20 protein-coding genes and 1 pseudogene are annotated in these 15,573 nt (G+C 41.5%); 7 read left to right on the top strand and 14 right to left on the bottom strand.

Features of this window, described 5'->3' with window-relative positions:
- Positions 1 to 394: 394 nt before the first annotated feature.
- Positions 395 to 1,768: an ATP-binding protein gene (locus tag PSE7429_RS12850; RefSeq protein WP_009627639.1), complete on the bottom strand. Its 1,374-nt coding sequence runs from the start codon at positions 1,766 to 1,768 to the stop codon at positions 395 to 397.
- 7 nt (positions 1,769 to 1,775) lie between these two features.
- Entirely contained in the window at positions 1,776 to 2,327 is a 552-nt protein-coding gene (locus PSE7429_RS12845; RefSeq protein ID WP_009627638.1) for a heme NO-binding domain-containing protein, read from the bottom strand.
- A gap of 779 nt (positions 2,328 to 3,106) precedes the next feature.
- Between PSE7429_RS12845 and PSE7429_RS12840 the strand changes: the two genes are divergently transcribed.
- From PSE7429_RS12840 to PSE7429_RS12820, 6 genes are all read left to right on the top strand, one after another.
- Positions 3,107 to 3,334, top strand: a complete 228-nt coding sequence (locus tag PSE7429_RS12840) for an EF-hand domain-containing protein (RefSeq protein WP_009627637.1) — start codon at positions 3,107 to 3,109, stop codon at positions 3,332 to 3,334.
- A gap of 22 nt (positions 3,335 to 3,356) precedes the next feature.
- On the top strand, positions 3,357 to 3,512 hold the full coding sequence (locus tag PSE7429_RS26340; RefSeq protein ID WP_158467637.1) for a hypothetical protein: 156 nt from the start codon (positions 3,357 to 3,359) through the stop codon (positions 3,510 to 3,512).
- Between the two features lie 78 nt (positions 3,513 to 3,590).
- On the top strand, positions 3,591 to 3,860 hold the full coding sequence (locus PSE7429_RS12835) for a type II toxin-antitoxin system Phd/YefM family antitoxin (RefSeq protein ID WP_009627636.1): 270 nt from the start codon (positions 3,591 to 3,593) through the stop codon (positions 3,858 to 3,860).
- Positions 3,860 to 4,201, top strand: coding sequence for a type II toxin-antitoxin system RelE family toxin (locus PSE7429_RS12830; protein ID WP_009627635.1), 342 nt, complete (start codon positions 3,860 to 3,862; stop codon positions 4,199 to 4,201). Before PSE7429_RS12835 ends, PSE7429_RS12830 begins: the two co-directional genes overlap by 1 nt.
- A 322-nt stretch (positions 4,202 to 4,523) precedes the next feature.
- Positions 4,524 to 5,741: an AAA family ATPase gene (locus PSE7429_RS12825; protein ID WP_009627634.1), complete on the top strand. Its 1,218-nt coding sequence runs from the start codon at positions 4,524 to 4,526 to the stop codon at positions 5,739 to 5,741.
- Positions 5,734 to 6,303 carry a DUF4276 family protein gene (locus PSE7429_RS12820; protein ID WP_009627633.1) on the top strand — a complete coding sequence of 190 codons (570 nt, stop codon included), beginning with the start codon at positions 5,734 to 5,736 and terminating at the stop codon, positions 6,301 to 6,303. Before PSE7429_RS12825 ends, PSE7429_RS12820 begins: the two co-directional genes overlap by 8 nt.
- A gap of 52 nt (positions 6,304 to 6,355) precedes the next feature.
- On the opposite strand, the gene PSE7429_RS12815 is transcribed toward PSE7429_RS12820, so the two are convergent.
- The 8 genes from PSE7429_RS12815 to PSE7429_RS26895 form a co-directional block, all read right to left on the bottom strand.
- Positions 6,356 to 7,090, bottom strand: a complete 735-nt coding sequence (locus tag PSE7429_RS12815; protein WP_009627632.1) for a DevA family ABC transporter ATP-binding protein — start codon at positions 7,088 to 7,090, stop codon at positions 6,356 to 6,358.
- 31 nt (positions 7,091 to 7,121) lie between these two features.
- A complete protein-coding gene (locus PSE7429_RS12810) occupies positions 7,122 to 7,358 on the bottom strand; it encodes a response regulator transcription factor (RefSeq protein WP_009627631.1) in 237 nt (78 codons plus the stop codon).
- A gap of 34 nt (positions 7,359 to 7,392) precedes the next feature.
- Positions 7,393 to 8,565: an ABC transporter permease DevC gene (gene devC / locus PSE7429_RS12805; RefSeq protein WP_009627630.1), complete on the bottom strand. Its 1,173-nt coding sequence runs from the start codon at positions 8,563 to 8,565 to the stop codon at positions 7,393 to 7,395.
- Between the two features lie 186 nt (positions 8,566 to 8,751).
- Positions 8,752 to 9,024, bottom strand: a complete 273-nt coding sequence (locus PSE7429_RS25975) for a hypothetical protein (protein ID WP_144052515.1) — start codon at positions 9,022 to 9,024, stop codon at positions 8,752 to 8,754.
- A 368-nt stretch (positions 9,025 to 9,392) separates the two neighbouring features.
- Positions 9,393 to 10,076, bottom strand: a complete 684-nt coding sequence (locus PSE7429_RS12800) for a GNAT family N-acetyltransferase (protein WP_009627628.1) — start codon at positions 10,074 to 10,076, stop codon at positions 9,393 to 9,395.
- Between the two features lie 20 nt (positions 10,077 to 10,096).
- Complete coding sequence (locus PSE7429_RS12795; RefSeq protein WP_009627627.1) at positions 10,097 to 11,278, bottom strand: HlyD family efflux transporter periplasmic adaptor subunit; 1,182 nt, start codon at positions 11,276 to 11,278, stop codon at positions 10,097 to 10,099.
- A gap of 165 nt (positions 11,279 to 11,443) precedes the next feature.
- Positions 11,444 to 12,013 (bottom strand): TetR/AcrR family transcriptional regulator, encoded by a 570-nt coding sequence (locus PSE7429_RS12790; RefSeq protein ID WP_009627626.1) that lies wholly within the window; start codon positions 12,011 to 12,013, stop codon positions 11,444 to 11,446.
- Between the two features lie 203 nt (positions 12,014 to 12,216).
- Entirely contained in the window at positions 12,217 to 12,339 is a 123-nt protein-coding gene (locus PSE7429_RS26895; protein WP_202950440.1) for a type II toxin-antitoxin system VapC family toxin, read from the bottom strand.
- A 172-nt stretch (positions 12,340 to 12,511) separates the two neighbouring features.
- Between PSE7429_RS26895 and PSE7429_RS12785 the strand changes: the two genes are divergently transcribed.
- A complete protein-coding gene (locus PSE7429_RS12785; protein WP_009627625.1) occupies positions 12,512 to 13,573 on the top strand; it encodes an IS4 family transposase in 1,062 nt (353 codons plus the stop codon).
- Between the two features lie 52 nt (positions 13,574 to 13,625).
- Here PSE7429_RS12785 and PSE7429_RS24465 read toward each other — a convergent pair.
- From PSE7429_RS24465 to PSE7429_RS25970, 4 genes and pseudogenes are all read right to left on the bottom strand, one after another.
- Positions 13,626 to 13,796: pseudogene (locus PSE7429_RS24465) on the bottom strand (type II toxin-antitoxin system VapC family toxin); the annotation flags it as partial.
- Between the two features lie 2 nt (positions 13,797 to 13,798).
- Positions 13,799 to 14,011, bottom strand: coding sequence for a hypothetical protein (locus PSE7429_RS12780; protein WP_009627624.1), 213 nt, complete (start codon positions 14,009 to 14,011; stop codon positions 13,799 to 13,801).
- 157 nt (positions 14,012 to 14,168) lie between these two features.
- Entirely contained in the window at positions 14,169 to 14,729 is a 561-nt protein-coding gene (locus PSE7429_RS12775) for a hypothetical protein (RefSeq protein WP_009627623.1), read from the bottom strand.
- A gap of 260 nt (positions 14,730 to 14,989) precedes the next feature.
- The gene (locus PSE7429_RS25970; protein ID WP_144052514.1) at positions 14,990 to 15,418 is read right to left on the bottom strand and encodes a hypothetical protein; all 429 of its coding nucleotides are present in this window, start codon (positions 15,416 to 15,418) and stop codon (positions 14,990 to 14,992) included.
- Positions 15,419 to 15,573 lie beyond the last annotated feature (155 nt).

Below are 15,573 nucleotides of genomic sequence, written 5' to 3'. Positions count from 1 at the left end.
ACTGGCTGAGGATGGACTATTGAGAACGTTGACGGACAAGGCTAAGGAGATTGGCGAGAAAGACGAGCAATATCAGCCTTTTGTCAAAGAAATCATGCAATTGGCGAAACATTTCCAAATAGAACAAATCGAAGCCTTACTTCAAAAATCTCTGACTATAGCAACGTAATACCAAGTTAAGAAATGGCGTAGCCATTTCTTAACTTGCAAACCCTAACTTGCAAACCCTTACTAGGTTTAGTTTTTAATTCACGAAAGTGTGACAACACTTTCATGAATTGATATTAGCTATGCGTTGATTTGAGCCAATCTCAATCAATTTCCAATCGCTTATTTACGCGCAAATTTACTCTCAAAGCGGTTGGAAAAGTTACGGAATTGGGAACTACGGCAATTAGGAAATTGGAATTTTAATGATAAATTCAGTCCCCTTTCCCAATTCAGAGATGACATCAATTTTACCCCGATGCTTTTCGATAATTTGATAGCTGATTGACAATCCCAATCCTGTCCCTTGACCGACAGGCTTTGTCGTAAAGAATGGATTAAAAATCCTCTCTTTAATTTCAGTAGGAATCCCATTCCCATTATCTTTAATGCTAATACAAATGTGTTTAGAGTCCTCTAAATTGGTTTTGATTATAATTTGCTTCGATTTTATATTAGTCTCAAATAATGCATCAGCAGCATTAGAAATAATATTCATAAATACTTGATTTAACTGAGATGGATAACAGAAAACTTTTGGCAAATCTCCATACTCCCTAAGCACATCAATACCTTGCTTCAGCTTGTGGCTAAGAATCAGTAACGTGCTATCAATTCCTTCATGTAAGTCCACATCTTTTTGGTCTGCTTCATCCAATCTAGAAAAGTTGCGTAATGACACAACAAGATCTATAACCCGATCTGTTCCTGTTCGTATTGATGCAATTATACGTGGTAAGTCAATCAATAAAAAATTCAGATCAATCTCCTCCATGTAATCAATAATTTCAGAAGAGGCTTTGGGAAAGTGCTGTTGATAAAGTTTAATTAGGGTTATTAGATCTTGAATATACTGATCAATGTAAGTGAGATTACCATTGACAAAGTTAATTGGATTATTAAGTTCATGAGCAATTCCAGCCACCATTTGTCCTAACCCAGCCATTTTTTCAGACTGAATCAACTGTGTGCTGGTTCTCTGTAAGTTTTTGAAAGCCAGTTCTAAGTCTCTAGCTCTCTGTAAGTTTTCGAGAGCTAGTTCTAAGTCTCTGGCTCTTGCCTCTGCAAGTATGGAAATCTCCTCCTTGTCTCTTAAGGTATCTTTTAGTTTTATCTCCCGTTCTACTAACTCATCCATTAGCCGACTCTTTGTTTGCAAAAGTAAGAGAAAGTCAGCAACAGAATCGTGAACTGCAAAGTCTTTTAATTTGATGCCAATTTGGCTAAGCTGTCTAAGCTCTGTGACGATTGGCGAACCCAGAAAAAAAATAATTTCGGAATCATCAACAGTTATCATCTGCCCTTTCAGAATCATTTCGCTATGGAGCGATTTCAAAATAAATATACTGTGAGATTTCTTACTAATGGCTGCAAAATTAGCAGTTTGAATAATAGGGCGGTTAATTTGGAAGCACTTGCTAAACTGTGACTCGATGATGTCAGGAATAAGCCGCTGCAAAACTTCTCCAGCTTGGATGATTGTGAGATCGCCCTTAAACACAAAATGAAAAGGAAATGCTTTCGCAAGTAAGTGGGGCGGTAAAGTGAATTGGGGCTCCATGAAAAGTTCACTTGGGTTTATATTGGATAGTAAATTCATCATGATCTGCACCGTCAGACTTGCTTTGAGTCTGGGTAACTTCAAGATCTGTATTTAAGTGCGTACCCAAGCCTTTCACCAATCCCACTACCATTGGTGCTAACCCCTCTCGATGGGAATGATAGTGAAGGTGTAGTGTTTGTTCTTCAACTTCCTCACAGTCAAAAGATGGCGGCTGGAGTTTGGGAAAACTTATTCCGACACGAGTATGAAGATCATCTAGGTTCTGTAAAAATTCGGGAAGCGTATCACCGCTCATTGCCATCAGTTCCCCATACCCTTCTTGAGATGTGTATTGCACCCAGAATTCTCCAAAGGCTTGCATGATTTCTGAAGTAGGTAGTCCCAAAACAAGACTTGCAGCCTTTACAAGGTTATGGGTTACATCATCTGGGTAAGACTCCATGCTGATGAAAGTATCTACTCCAATTTCAGCTTTATGCTGAATCTCTTTCCATGTTTCTTCACCGAACCGACTACATACCATGTCATGAATTGCTTTGTTAACTAAGCCGTACATAAAATCTCCTATAGTACCGTTTCAGAATTACTTATGTAGTTTGTCTAAAACCCTAGGGTACTTGAAAGTCTATCAGAAAAATGTCCTTTTCATATCTTACCCACTTCCTACGTAATTTCACCAATTTTGATACAAATGAAAAACTTTCTCTATTACCAAAATATGCAAGAAATGTAAAAGAAAAAATACGAAAAAACAACAGTAAGAATAATACCTTTTCTGTGAAATATAGCAGTGTAAGAGATAGCTAGGACAAATCAAAACCCTAAAGATGAGTGGCTGTATGAAGTACAGCCACTTATTTATATTCTAAGTAAACCTTACGTTGTTATAATCAATAATTGCAATTGTAACAGGCTTAATTTTAAGCGTTGATGAATTTTTCGCCATGTGATCGCTATTTTAGATGAGCCTCATGTCAGACTTAGCAATGCTTTGATTTGAGCCAATCCCTATCAATTAGAATCGCTTTCCCAATCGCTTATTTACTCTCAAATTTATTCTCAAATTTATTCTCAAAGCGTTTGGAAAAGTTACAGAATTGGGGCTAACGATTTTTTAATATTGCGATCGCTAATAATCTTTCGGAACTCATCAACGAAGCAAATCATTTTTGAGGGCAAAATCTTGGCGAGAAACAGATAACTTTGATGGGCTTTCGAGATTTGACTGCGGAAAAGGGCTTACAGTAAGATAGTGAGTAGTGTGATAGATGTGTGACCATTTCTAGGTCATGATGCCACAACAAAAATTAAATTTAAATTAAAAAAGGTAAGGATATGGGATTAGAAAGCGCAGATAAAGGAGTCCTCATGGCTGAGTTCAAGGAATTGGATAAGGACGGATCAGGTTATTTATCGCGAGATGAGCTTAAGTATGCTTTGACGAGACTGTATGAGAATATTGATCTCAAGCTAACGGATGCCGATATTCAATCTCTCCTAAATCAGGCAGACAAAAACAAAGATGGCAAGATCCAGATTGAGGAATTTATGACTCTCATCTAAGCGAGGCTAATTGATTGGGAAGATGACTAGTATAAGCCCATATTATTATAGTACCGACCCTATTCAAGCGATCGGCGATCGCCTCAACAATCCATATTCTAAAGGCGATCGCTATTACTGTGAGTCGTTATTTCTAGTCGATCGCATCAACAATCTATCTCCTCAAGGCGATCGCTAGTACTGTGAGTCATGATTTTAGGCGATCGCATTTTAGTATTTAGATGTACACTTAAATGTACAGATGGGTTCAAAAATTATGCTGTCCAACATTCCGATTACAGAAGCAAGGCACGAGTTAACCTCATTACCTGAAAAGCTAACCCAGCAGGGCGGCACACTTGCAATTACGCGCAGAGGCAAACCCGTCTTAGCCGTGATGACATGGCAACATTACGAAGCAATACTCGAAACCATAGAAATACTTGGTGATGCGAACCTCATGGCTAACTTACGTCAAGGTATTACCGAAGCAACATCGTTACAGGGAGTAGATTGGGAATCAGCTAAACGAGAATTGGATTTGTAATGTATCGCATCGTCATTCAGCCTACGGCTTTAAAATTATTGAAAGAAATCAGCGATCGCCGCATCCGTCAAAAAATTAGCGATCGCATCGACAAGCTCCAAGAATCTCCCGAAATGCAGGGCAAACCATTACTCGGTGAGCTAGATGGTTATCACAGCGTGCGGGCTGTCGGACAAAGATATCGCATCATTTACGCGATCGAACAAGCACAAGTCACTGTGATGATTGTAGCTTTAGGAATTCGGAAAGATGGCAGTAAGCAGGACGTATATGCTCTTGCTAAAAAATTACTGAGATTAGGACTTTTAGACGAGTCGGATGACGATCGAGACGACGATTAAAACCCATAATTGTAGAATAGAAGTGCGAGAACAGGCGATCGCTATTACCATGAGTCATGATTTCTAGGCGATCGCACCAACAATCTATCTCCTAAAGGCGATCGCTATTACCCTGAGTCTGCTTTCTAAGCGATCGCCTCAACAATGTATGTTCTAAAGGCGATCGCTATTACCATGAGTCATGATTTCTAGGCAATCGCATTGATGGTGTAAGTCAAAAAAATTGAGGCGATCGCTGATGCTGTTGTTTCGTTTATGGCAGACTTAGACATATTCGACTAGAATTTATTAAGACGATTAGTATTGGAAAAGGATCTTTATTTTGTCTAACCTAGATTCCAACACAAATCAGCCTCGCCTTTTATCATTTACCCTTGACGGTTGGTCTGTTTTGGGTGGTCGAGTTACTGTGTCTTTATACGATGGTATAGCAGTATTAGTTGGTCGCAATGGAGCAGGTAAATCAGCCATTATTGAAGGTTTTGAAGCTATATCATCATTTGCTCTGGGCAGGTTTAACCGAGTTCCACAAAATGATAGCGACAACATTCCCAAGATATTAGAAATTGAGGTTTTGACACCGAATAATCGTCGGCTTAAATATAATTATGAGATTGTAACTGGATCTCCTTCAGACAAGAGTAGTGAATTAGATTATTCTACAGTTGATGATTCAGAAGAAGATCTATTTTCTTGGAATGATTGTTGTCAATACGTTGATGCACAAAAAGAAATTCTATGGACTACGAAGAGTGGAGTGACCACTATAAACAATGATAGTGATCCAATTACTATTGTAAGTACCAGCTTATTTGGAAGATTTCGTATTACAGGAACTCAATCACCAAAATTACATGGTGAGATTCTATGGATTCGTGCAACATTGCAGGGGATTAATATACTTAACAATTTTACTGTTCGGCGAGGGGCAGCACGTCAAGAGGAATCACTCAAAGTATCCCGAAAAACTTTTCCTTTTAAATATAATGACCTACCAAGACTAATACTTCGCCAAATATTGATCCTTATGGAGACAGAAAAACTTGATGAACTAAAAAGTATTTGCCAAAGAGTTGGTCTTGGCAAAATAACCGAGCAAAAATCATTTCCGTATATGGAATCTGAAAAGAATACCGATGAAGGAGAATATATCTTTTCGGTAAAGCTGGATGGTGTAGATATTGGATTACTCTCAGATGGAAGTCTTCGAGTTCTGTCAATTCTTACTGAAATAATTGCTTCAAATCATGGCAAAACAATAATCATTGAAGAGCCTGAAGCCCAGATCCATCCAGCGATGCTAGCAAAGTTACTCAATGAGATCGAAACTTACACTTATGGAGAAAATTTAATTATTTCAACGCATTCTCCGCAAGTAGTCGCATGGTCTAGTCCAGAAAAAATCAATCTAGTTCATCGCAAGGACGGTCAAACATTTGTTAGAAAATTAGCTGAAGACGATATTCACGGCATTATCGAATACCTTTCCGAAGAAGGTAACTTAGGTGAATGGATTTACAGTGGTATTCTCGATGAATAACATTAAGATAGGTTTAATTACCGAAGATGATACGGACTGGAATGCAGTTCGAGAAATTATCCATCGAGTGCTTGACTCAAATGTAACAATAAAAAAGTGGACATCTGGGGGGTCTGTTCCAAAAAAGAAGCTTTCAAGAGAGCTTAAAGTTCTTTTTAACAAAGGTTGCAATGTTTTTATTGTTGTTCAGGATTTGGATCGTTCTCTGAATGGGTCCCTTAAAGATGAGGGAACATTACGATCAGAGTTAGAACCATTATTTTCTGTGGTGAATAACTTTAGCAAGCATATCTGTATTCCCATTGAAGAATTAGAGGCTTGGTTTTGGTCTGATTCAAAGATTATCAAAGAGATTGGTGGCGAAAAATGCAAAGCAAATCCAAACCCTCACCAAATTAAAAGCCCCAAGGAGGCTCTTAAAAAGTTATCAATTGGAAAAAATGGAAAGCCAAGTTATGGGACTAATAGAAATGCTGAATTAGCTAAAAAACTGGATATGGTTGAATGCTCTAAGTATTGCCCATCATTTAGGGAGCTAGTCAAATTCCTGCGATCGCTATAAAAATATTGCTAATCTATAGCCCGAAAGATTTGCTGAAGGCGATCGCCATTAATTAATGACCAGCGTCAATATTAGGAACGAGCTTGCCATCTTCCATATAAACAATGCGATCGGCGATGTCGAGGATGCGATTGTCGTGGGTAATGAGGAGAATTGTACAGCCTTTTTGTTTGGCGAGGGTTTGCATGAGTTCCACAACTTCGCGACCCGACTTTTTGTCGAGGGCTGCCGTGGGTTCATCAGCTAGGACGATTTTGGGTTGAGAAACTAGCGCACGAGCGATCGCTACCCGTTGTTTTTGACCACCAGAGAGACTGTCAGGATAATAATCGAGGCGATGCCCTAGTCCGACTGCTTCGAGCATAGCAGATGCCTTACCATCAAGATCGGAAGTTCCATCTTCATCGTGAAGTTCTAGAGACATGCGCACATTTTGTCTAGCCGTGAGGAAGGTCATCAAATTATGGGCTTGAAAGATATAGCCAATATTGCGGCGGATTTGCATGAGAGCGTTTTTATCAGCGCTACGAATTTCTTGATTCAAGATTTTAAGACTACCCTCCTGAGCCGATCTCAACCCGCCCATAAGCGTCAGGAGTGTAGTTTTGCCTGAACCAGAAGGACCTGTCATGATGATGATTTCGCCAGCATGGATATCGAGATTAATATCAAAAAGTGCCTGTTTGCGTAAGTCACCTTCACCAAAATAATGATTGAGATTTTGGGCAGAGATGACTGGTTCTTGTGCGATCAAGCTAGAATTTGCACTAGATGTCAGTGTTTCCATAGTTTTATGGGATATTTTGATTTTTTGTGAGCTAGATCAACTGATTCCGAACGGCAAAAACTGCGGCTTGAACCCGATCATTCACGCTAAGTTTATTTAAAATGCCATTCACATGACTTTTGATAGTATTAGGGCTGACATAGAGTTCCTTAGCAATTTGAGGATTACTTTTTCCTTCGACAATCAGTGATAGAATTTCAAGCTCACGGGATGTCAGATGGAAATGATAGGATAAAGTTTTTGGAGGAGCGATTCTCGTTGATGGCATGATTTTATGGGAGATCGTAATATAGCAATTAGCTTTAGAAAATATCAGCAGGATCGGCAGTTTGAAGTTTTCGCATGGCGATCGCACCTGAAGTTACGCACATAATTACAGTCATCACAAAGACAGAAGTGGCGCGTTCTACTGTCATTTTTATAGGTAGCATCGTGGCGGCGTAGGTCACTTGATAGAGTCCAATGGAAAGGAGGAAACTGGGTAGAAACCCCAGACAGGCTAACAGAAGAGCTTCTTGGAAAAGGATGCTCAAAAGAAAGCGATCGCTGTAACCCATTGCTTTGAGAGTGGCGTATTCCGCAAGGTGATCGGAGACATCGGAATAGAGAATTTGATAGACAATCACGATGCCAACAATAAAGCCCATCGCCACACCCAAACCAAAGATGAAGCCAATACTGGTTCCCGTTTCCCAATAGCTTTTTTCGACACCTGCCCATTCTTCGGTAGTCAGCACGCGCATATCGCCCGATAGCAGGTTGGCGAGTTCCATCTTGACTTGCTTCACGTCGGCTCCTTCTTTGAGATGAATTAATCCCATCTCAATGCGATCGCTGCGTCGGTCGGGAAATAAACGTAAAAAAGTCGCGTCACTGGTGATGATATTGCCATCCGCCGCAAAGGAGGAACCAACTTCAAACAGTCCGCCAACCTGCACCAATTTATTATTTAGCTGGGCTTCCAGTTCCCCTTTTTGCATAAACATATTCGCCACATCGCCATATTCGGGACGACCAGCGCGATCGAAGAGAACGCGATCGAGTTGTTGAATCTGCGGGATTTGTTGGGCGGGATCGGGTAAGTTGACGCTAGGATTACCCGCATCAACTCCCCAAATGAGAATTGCTCGATTTTGGCGAGTTTCAGGATTGCGCCATTGACCCGCAACAGATATATAAAGCGGAGAAACGGATTTAACTTGAGGATGGGCGAGGGTTTGATAAAGGCGATCGCGTTGAAAACTAGGTGTGGAGATGAGGGTTTGAAATTGCGTACTAGCGATCGCTAGATCTGCCTGAATTAATTCGCGATAGGGCTTCATCGCCGAATCATAGAGCGCTCCTTCAAATCCCAACTGTACAAACATCAAGATATCGGCAAAGGCAATACCCGATAATGCCACGATAAAGCGAACTTTATTGTGAGTCAGTTGGAGCCAAGCAAGAGGTGTTTTTCTTAATAATTTACGGAGCATAGGTTCTCAGTAATGGGGATGGTATTGGCTTTTGGCTTTTAGCGATTAGCTTTTAGCTAGCTTTCTTAATAAGTTTGCGATCGCCATTAAAAAAAGCAGGTAGATGTTCGATTCCGTAAGTAAAAACTATTTCTGTTGATTTGATTATCGCAAAGGCGATCGCGCAATTGATGACTTTGAGGTCAATTATGTTGTAGATAACCAGAACCAATGTTCTCGAAGCTTTTGGAACTCTAAAATTTTGCCTCTAGAGAAATGATGTAAATCAGGCGAGCGATCGCTATAAACATAACCAGCTACACTATCAAATCCAGAGAACGTGCAAAAGAGAATTTCCATTGTTTCTGTGGATTTATCAACATCAATTGTGCCATCACAGGAAGTCCAGAGATATTGTCGAGGTAATTCCGTTCGTCCATAGGAGCCTGATATTAACTGCCCTGACCTAACTAATGCCACTACATCTTCTCGGCTGTGAAGGAATATGTCAAAGTTTAGACTGAGCCAAACTTGCGTGAAATTTACATTGAATAATAGCCCTAGCATTAAGGTATGAATTAAGAACGGTAAAAAAGATTTAATTCCAATTTGCTTGAAATGGAGAATAGTGTGTAAAGCCGACCAAATCAGAGTTGTAGTATAAAAAATTAGGAATGGAAGAACTAGTAAACTCGCCAAAAGTGATACGTTTGGAAAGAAGTAAGAAAATAGGTCTCTAAAGCACCAGATTAGTAGTAGGATATTGCTTAAATATGCGAGTTTATAGAGGAGCGGAATTTCTCGGATAAATTGACAGATTTTAGAACGCATATCAGTATCTCTTAATATTAAACTTGAGGCGATCGCATCATCATCCATAAGGGAGGTGCATCATTGAGAACTCGTAATTCATCGCGCACCAAAAATCCATGCCGTTGATAGAATTTTACCGCGCGAGGGGTGGAAGTAAAGAGATAGCAAATCTCACCTTGGCGATCGGCTTGCTGTAGAACGGGCTGCAATAGCAGACCTCCAATCCCTTTGCCTTGCGCGTTCGGTGATACAGCTAATCCTTCTAGATACCAGTGTGGGTTTGGACAGTCACGCAGGCGATAGGCTTCCGTTTTGGTCAAGGTATTGAGTATTCGGCTTGTGGAAAGAAAACCACTCTGTAGGAATATTTCAAAAATCAAAGGAAGTGATTGTAATAATGAAGGTGACTTAGCGTTAGGAGGTAACCAACTAGCAATCCCTAACAGTTGAGGATTGCCAAGCGAAGCGGAAGTATCGCTATGCTCCTGATGGCTGCAATAGATATGCCCTAAAGGAAAATCTTGCTTGATCATCTTGCTCCAAGATTTTTCGAGGATTTGTAAGCGATCGCTTTCATTGGGCATAAGATAGCAAGATAGGGGATCGGGAAAGAAAGTTGTCGCCATCATTTTTGCAGCAACAGAAATTTGAGATTGCTGAAGAGCAAGGATTTGCGGCTCTTCATTCCTAACGGTCATTTTGTCATTGAGAATATTCATAAATAGACCTCTTGATGATATTAATTTGTGGATGAAAGCTGAATCTTGCCTTGAACTTGTAAGTTGGTAAAAGCCGCAACGCGGCGACTATCCTCTGGGCTTAAACGTACCTTTACTTCAATCACGCGGCGATCGAGATTCTCTCCTGCTTGATTGGTTGCTTGTCGTTGACGTTCAACCTGCAAACCAACTTGAGAAACAAGCCCCTTCACTTCGCCTTGAAATGCTTGCCCTGAAATCGTTGCGGATTGTCCGACTTTGACGCGATCGATCTCTGTTTGATAGACTTCCAACACGGCTACCATGCGATCGGTTGCACCTAATTCGACAATGCCATCATTGCCCACCTTTTCGCCTAATCGCGTGCGGATTTTGAGGACTTGTCCATCCATAGGAGCGCGAATATAGGCTTGGGCAAGGTTAGTCTCTGCCCGTTTGAGAGCAGCGATCGCACTGTCTACTTCTCTAGCTTTGGTGGCAATATCTACGGGTCGCACTTCGGCAATGCGATCGCGAGTACTAGTTGCTTCAAGAACTTGGGCTTGGAGGGTATTAGCAAGGCGATCGCGATTGCTCAGGGCTTCCTGTAACTGAGCGCGAGCCGTTTCCGCTGTGAGGCGTTTGGTATCTAAAACTGAAGAAGAAACTGCGCCTTGGGCATAGAGTTGTTGAAAACGCGCCAACTCTGCCTCCGCAGTGCGAACTTCCGATTGCCATCGAGCAATCGTCGCCGATTGGGCTGCATCGCTACCGCGTAAATCCGCTTGCAAGCGCACGATGGTTGCTTCCTGCGCTTGGATTTCCGATTGTTTTGCGCCAGCCCTAACCCTTGCGAGTTCTGCTTGAGCAATCTCCACCTGTGCCTTGGCTTGCGCCACTTCATCAGCAAAGCGATCGCTAGCATCTAGTACGGCGATAATCTGCCCTGCTTTCACTCGATCGCCGACTTGGACGCGCAACTCTTTTAAGCGATCGCCATCTAGAACAACAGGAGCCGCTAAACGCATGACTTCTCCTTCTGGTTCCAATCGACCTAGTGCCGTTACGGGCAGAGGTGCACTAGCGATCGCTAAAGTATTATTCGGAATATTGGGCTTGCTCGAAGAGATAACGCTATAAATAGAAATTCCTGTAGCTAGAGTCGTAAGGAAAATTCCCCCAAGCCAAAGATGGCGGTAGTTAAAGAAGGATTGAGATGTCATGTTTTACTAATCCATTTCAAAGAAATTTAGCAAGCTTCGGAAACCATTTAAGAGTTACTTTCTACGGACAAACCCGCTAAGAGATCCCCCTCACTCCCCTTTAAAAAGGGGGAAGCAGATAATTCTCCCCCCTTTTTAAGGGGGGCTGGGGGGATCTAGATCTGCTCAGTCATCGCTGGTCATCCGAATAAGTTCCCCGATCACTTGAGATCGCTCCTCATCAGAAATGCAGTTAAGTCCTAGTAACTGATTCCAAGAAAGCCCATCCGCCGCTAAGAGGATTACCCCTGCCTTGAGTGGAGCAATACCGCAATTACAGGCTTGCTGCTGCCAGCGAGTAGTAGCTTCTTGGTATGGTTGGAGGAGTTTGCTATCCTTAGCGACTGCTGCTAATAATCCAGACTGAATTGCGGCATTCTGGCGATCGAATATATCTCCAGCCCTGATGTAAGCCCGTAACCAAGCACCTTTGGCGGTGAGATCGCCTTCGCGAACGAGTTCTATTTCTAATAATTGCTCGAACTCGGCGATCAGGTTTGCGACCATGCTCGTCAGGAGAGCTTCTTTATTAGGGAAATGATAGAGCAATCCGCCTTTGCTTACGCCTGCTTCTTTGGCAACTGCATCAAGGGTTAAAGCATCAGCCCCAGAGTGCAAAACGACTTCACCTGCCGCATTGAGCAGTGATTCTCGCGTCGCCCGCGATCGCTTGCCTACCTCTAAAGCCTCTGCCATAACCTTTTGCCCGAATACTAAAAAATTAAGACAATGAACTTGTCTTGAAAATAACTATACCGTCCAGACGGTTTAGTGTCAACAGGCAGATTAAATTTTTTGATTATGGCGATCGCTATTACTATGAGTCGTGATTTCTAGGCGATCGCTTAATAATTATTGGTCTATGGGCGAGACACATTCTGAAAGGAATCCCTTCGGCGCTACACCGTCCAATCTTCGGTTATTAAACTCGGAACTTTACTGAAGTCCCCAGTATTTCGGGTAAGTAATACCAAGTTGTTAGAAATGGCGATCGCGGCAATTCTCAAGTCCATTGTAGACACACGAACTTTCTGACTTCTCATCTCGTCAAATAGGTCGATCGCTTTAGCATCAAATGGTAAAACTGGAGCCTTTGCAAAACTGTTGAGAGTTTCTTAGTACAGGACAAAAAGTTGCAAAAGTAGACAGGAAGGGGTTTTATAGAAGATAACCACATCGGCTATAACCCCCCCTATGAAAGAGATTAACCTATTCCGCGAAATGTTGCAGCAACATCTGCAATGGAATGCAGCAAGACTTGCCTTTGTGTCAACATTCTTGATCGCTCTAATGCGAGTAAAGACAGTAAACCTAGTCGAAATCGCCACAGGATTTAGTGGTGAAGCCAAAGTTGAATCGCATTACAAGCGGCTACAGAGATTTTTTCGAGACTTTGAAGTGGACTATGAAAGCATCGCTTTAATGGTCGTCAAAGTAATGAAAATACCCGAACCATGGGTAATCTCCATCGACCGCACCGATTGGAAATTCGGTAAGACAGTGTTTAATGTGCTGACACTGGGGGTAGTGCATCACGGTGTTGCCTTCCCCTTGGTATGGATGATGCTGGATAAAAAAGGTAACTCAAACACCCGTGAACGCTGTGAATTGTGGAATCGATTTCTGGAAATATTTGGAGACCGCAAAATCGACTTTTTGACCGCAGACCGAGAGTTTGTAGGCGAAGAGTGGTTTGATTACTTGCTTTGTGACCCATGTACGCCATTTAGAATCCGCATTCGTAAGAATACCTTGCTTGAGGATGGACAAAAAGAACTACGGGCTGACGTTTGTTTCCAAGACCTCCAAGTTGGTCAATCGAAAGTGTTGTCCAAGCCCAGACAGGTTTGGGGGCATTGGCTTTATATTGCGGCTATGCGTCTGGAGGATGGCGATTTGTTAATTGTGGCTACTGCTGATCGCCCTAATACCGCTATTGCTGATTATGCCAAGCGTTGGGGCATTGAGACTCTGTTTGGTTGTTTTAAAACCCGTGGCTTTTGTTTGGAATCGACTCATCTTCAAGACTCCGAGCGCCTTTCTAAACTCATCGCCCTGCTCACTCTTGCTTTATGTTGGTGTTTTTCCTCTGGCTTGTGGCAATCTCTTCTCAATCCCCTCAAACCCAAAAAACATGGTCGTCTCCCTAAGAGCCTTTTTCGTCTTGGTTTTGATTTTCTGCGTCATATCATTTTTGACCTACATCTCAATTCTGAAGCCTTTTTTAACTCGATTAAATTTTTGTCCTGTACTTAGTGAGAGTTTCTAACAACAGCGTATATCCACGAGCCATATCTGTATTTGTCTAGGTGCGATTGATGAAGCTATGAGCGCCAATTACTTGCTCGTGAAAACTAATAACCGATAAAGCAAAGTCAGAGAGCGAATGTTGTGACATCCGCAAAGTTAATCGAATAAACTCTGAACTGGAACGGCGCTGTAGAAAGCTGATGTGGTCGGTGTCGAGCAAATATTTCACAATTATTTGTCAGCGTCATTAATAGGTTTGTCAGACTGCCGAAATGCACGTCCATATTCTAGGGCTTCAAGAAAAGCTGAGTCATCAGAGATGGAACCTATGAGATTTTCAAGCCAATTTTCGGGGCTAGGCTTACTTTCAAATTTATGTTGAAGATCGAATACTACTTGCTCAAGGGTTATCAAGCGTTTCTCAAGCGTTGCTGGGTCTACCATGGCTGCTCCTAGATTGAAAGTTATTACTGAGTTGAGTAGCAGAAGAACTTACTCTAGTCTAACTAAAGAATTGTAACTATGTTCAAGTCAGTGTCAGTACAAACAAAAAATAGTGTACGTCGCACTTCATTAATGCAGACAAGATAGGCGATCGCTATTATTGTGAGTCGTGATTTACGCGGCGATTGAAAATATTTATTTCGCTAGTTGTAGCAACGATGAATGCTTGACCAGTGTAAGAGAATCCATAAGCTATAACACATGAATCTTCTGCAACTTTGGTCATGTCATCTTTGTGTATAGAAAGACTGCCATAAAGGAATGAATTGGGTGGAAGTAAAATAATCATCTGTTCTGGCCAATTTAAAGTAACCGATTCAAGCGTCCAACTATCTTTGGTACTAACAGGTAATCCACCTCCACATAAGCCAGACATCCTTATGATTTTATTACTCAAAACACCAATACCTTCAGCTTCCAGATATACTTCATTTTCATAATATTCATCATAATCTCTAGCAATCTTTTCTCCTGTAATGCAATCAAGAACGCCTCTTCCTTGAGAAGATACAATCAGAAGATTATCAGAGTTCCTATCAAAACCAACTGAGCGTAAACCACCTATAGCCACTGATGCCACCAACTTCCAAGGAATGGGCGGAGTGGAAATGCTCAATACTAATAACTTTTTCTTAAGAGGTTCTAAATGCTCATACATAAATCTTGTTTAACTTCGGTGCTAAAAATAAATTATAGATTCAACGCTAAGTTAAATGGGATCGCACCAACAATCTATCTTCTAAAGGCGATCGCTAATACTGTGAGTCGTGATTTATGAGGCGATCGCATCAACAATCCATCTCCTAAAGGCGATCGCTATTATTGTGAGTTGTGAGTTCTAGTCGATCTCCAATCAATTTAGAAGTTACGCATTGACAGAAGGGAGAAGATTTGCAGGTAGGAGATAATTGTAATCAGCTAAGTTTTCCATGACAAAGAACGAATGACATCATTGAACAAATTACGCTTGAGGGCATAGCAATTCGTAATTAAATTGTGAATACAACGCAACTGCAAAATGGACAAAAGCGGAAATAGCAGCAAAGATATGATTGGAGATAGCCACAGTCTGTCTAACGAAGAAACGCTCAATATTGGCAACTTGTTTAACAGTTCTGTGGAAAGATTCAATCTGCCAATGCAGATCATGGATGTCCAAGAATTGAGCCCGAGTAATCTCAGCAATTTTGTCAGGGTCAGGCGGTAGATGATGTAGTGACGGAACTCGTTTTTGAAAACCGTTCTAAACACCTTGACCAAACCAAACCCCTTAAGATGCATCTCTATTCCAGTATAGGGAATTTCGCAGTTTGATACCGAAGAATATGCGGTTGCATCTGCACTCAAGGAGACTGAGCGATTTTTTCAATGCCAAACAGAAACCCAAGTTCATAGTGTTTGATGTACTCAAGATTCTCGGCACTGGCATACCAACTATCACCTGTGACAAATGCTGGTTTCAGTCCCCATGCGATGACTTCGGCAAGCATCTCCCGAAAATA

Source organism: Pseudanabaena biceps PCC 7429 (genome assembly GCF_000332215.1).
In the GTDB taxonomy this organism is placed as follows: Bacteria; Cyanobacteriota; Cyanobacteriia; order Pseudanabaenales; family Pseudanabaenaceae; genus Pseudanabaena; species Pseudanabaena biceps.
Note: the sequence above shows the minus strand (reverse complement) of the source record. Positions and strands in the feature narration are given on the sequence as shown.

Bases quoted from the DNA above. Each gene is read 5' to 3' on its own strand.
- PSE7429_RS12850 (WP_009627639.1), bottom strand. From the start codon at position 1,768: ATGGAGCCCCAATTCACTTTACCGCCCCACTTACTTGCGAAAGCATTT.
- PSE7429_RS12845 (WP_009627638.1), bottom strand. From the start codon at position 2,327: ATGTACGGCTTAGTTAACAAAGCAATTCATGACATGGTATGTAGTCGG.
- PSE7429_RS12840 (WP_009627637.1), top strand. From the start codon at position 3,107: ATGGGATTAGAAAGCGCAGATAAAGGAGTCCTCATGGCTGAGTTCAAG.
- PSE7429_RS26340 (WP_158467637.1), top strand. From the start codon at position 3,357: ATGACTAGTATAAGCCCATATTATTATAGTACCGACCCTATTCAAGCG.
- PSE7429_RS12835 (WP_009627636.1), top strand. From the start codon at position 3,591: ATGCTGTCCAACATTCCGATTACAGAAGCAAGGCACGAGTTAACCTCA.
- PSE7429_RS12830 (WP_009627635.1), top strand. From the start codon at position 3,860: ATGTATCGCATCGTCATTCAGCCTACGGCTTTAAAATTATTGAAAGAA.
- PSE7429_RS12820 (WP_009627633.1), top strand. From the start codon at position 5,734: ATGAATAACATTAAGATAGGTTTAATTACCGAAGATGATACGGACTGG.
- PSE7429_RS12815 (WP_009627632.1), bottom strand. From the start codon at position 7,090: ATGGAAACACTGACATCTAGTGCAAATTCTAGCTTGATCGCACAAGAA.
- PSE7429_RS12810 (WP_009627631.1), bottom strand. From the start codon at position 7,358: ATGCCATCAACGAGAATCGCTCCTCCAAAAACTTTATCCTATCATTTC.
- devC (WP_009627630.1), bottom strand. From the start codon at position 8,565: ATGCTCCGTAAATTATTAAGAAAAACACCTCTTGCTTGGCTCCAACTG.
- PSE7429_RS12800 (WP_009627628.1), bottom strand. From the start codon at position 10,076: ATGAATATTCTCAATGACAAAATGACCGTTAGGAATGAAGAGCCGCAA.
- PSE7429_RS12795 (WP_009627627.1), bottom strand. From the start codon at position 11,278: ATGACATCTCAATCCTTCTTTAACTACCGCCATCTTTGGCTTGGGGGA.
- PSE7429_RS12790 (WP_009627626.1), bottom strand. From the start codon at position 12,013: ATGGCAGAGGCTTTAGAGGTAGGCAAGCGATCGCGGGCGACGCGAGAA.
- PSE7429_RS12785 (WP_009627625.1), top strand. From the start codon at position 12,512: ATGAAAGAGATTAACCTATTCCGCGAAATGTTGCAGCAACATCTGCAA.
- PSE7429_RS12780 (WP_009627624.1), bottom strand. From the start codon at position 14,011: ATGGTAGACCCAGCAACGCTTGAGAAACGCTTGATAACCCTTGAGCAA.
- PSE7429_RS12775 (WP_009627623.1), bottom strand. From the start codon at position 14,729: ATGTATGAGCATTTAGAACCTCTTAAGAAAAAGTTATTAGTATTGAGC.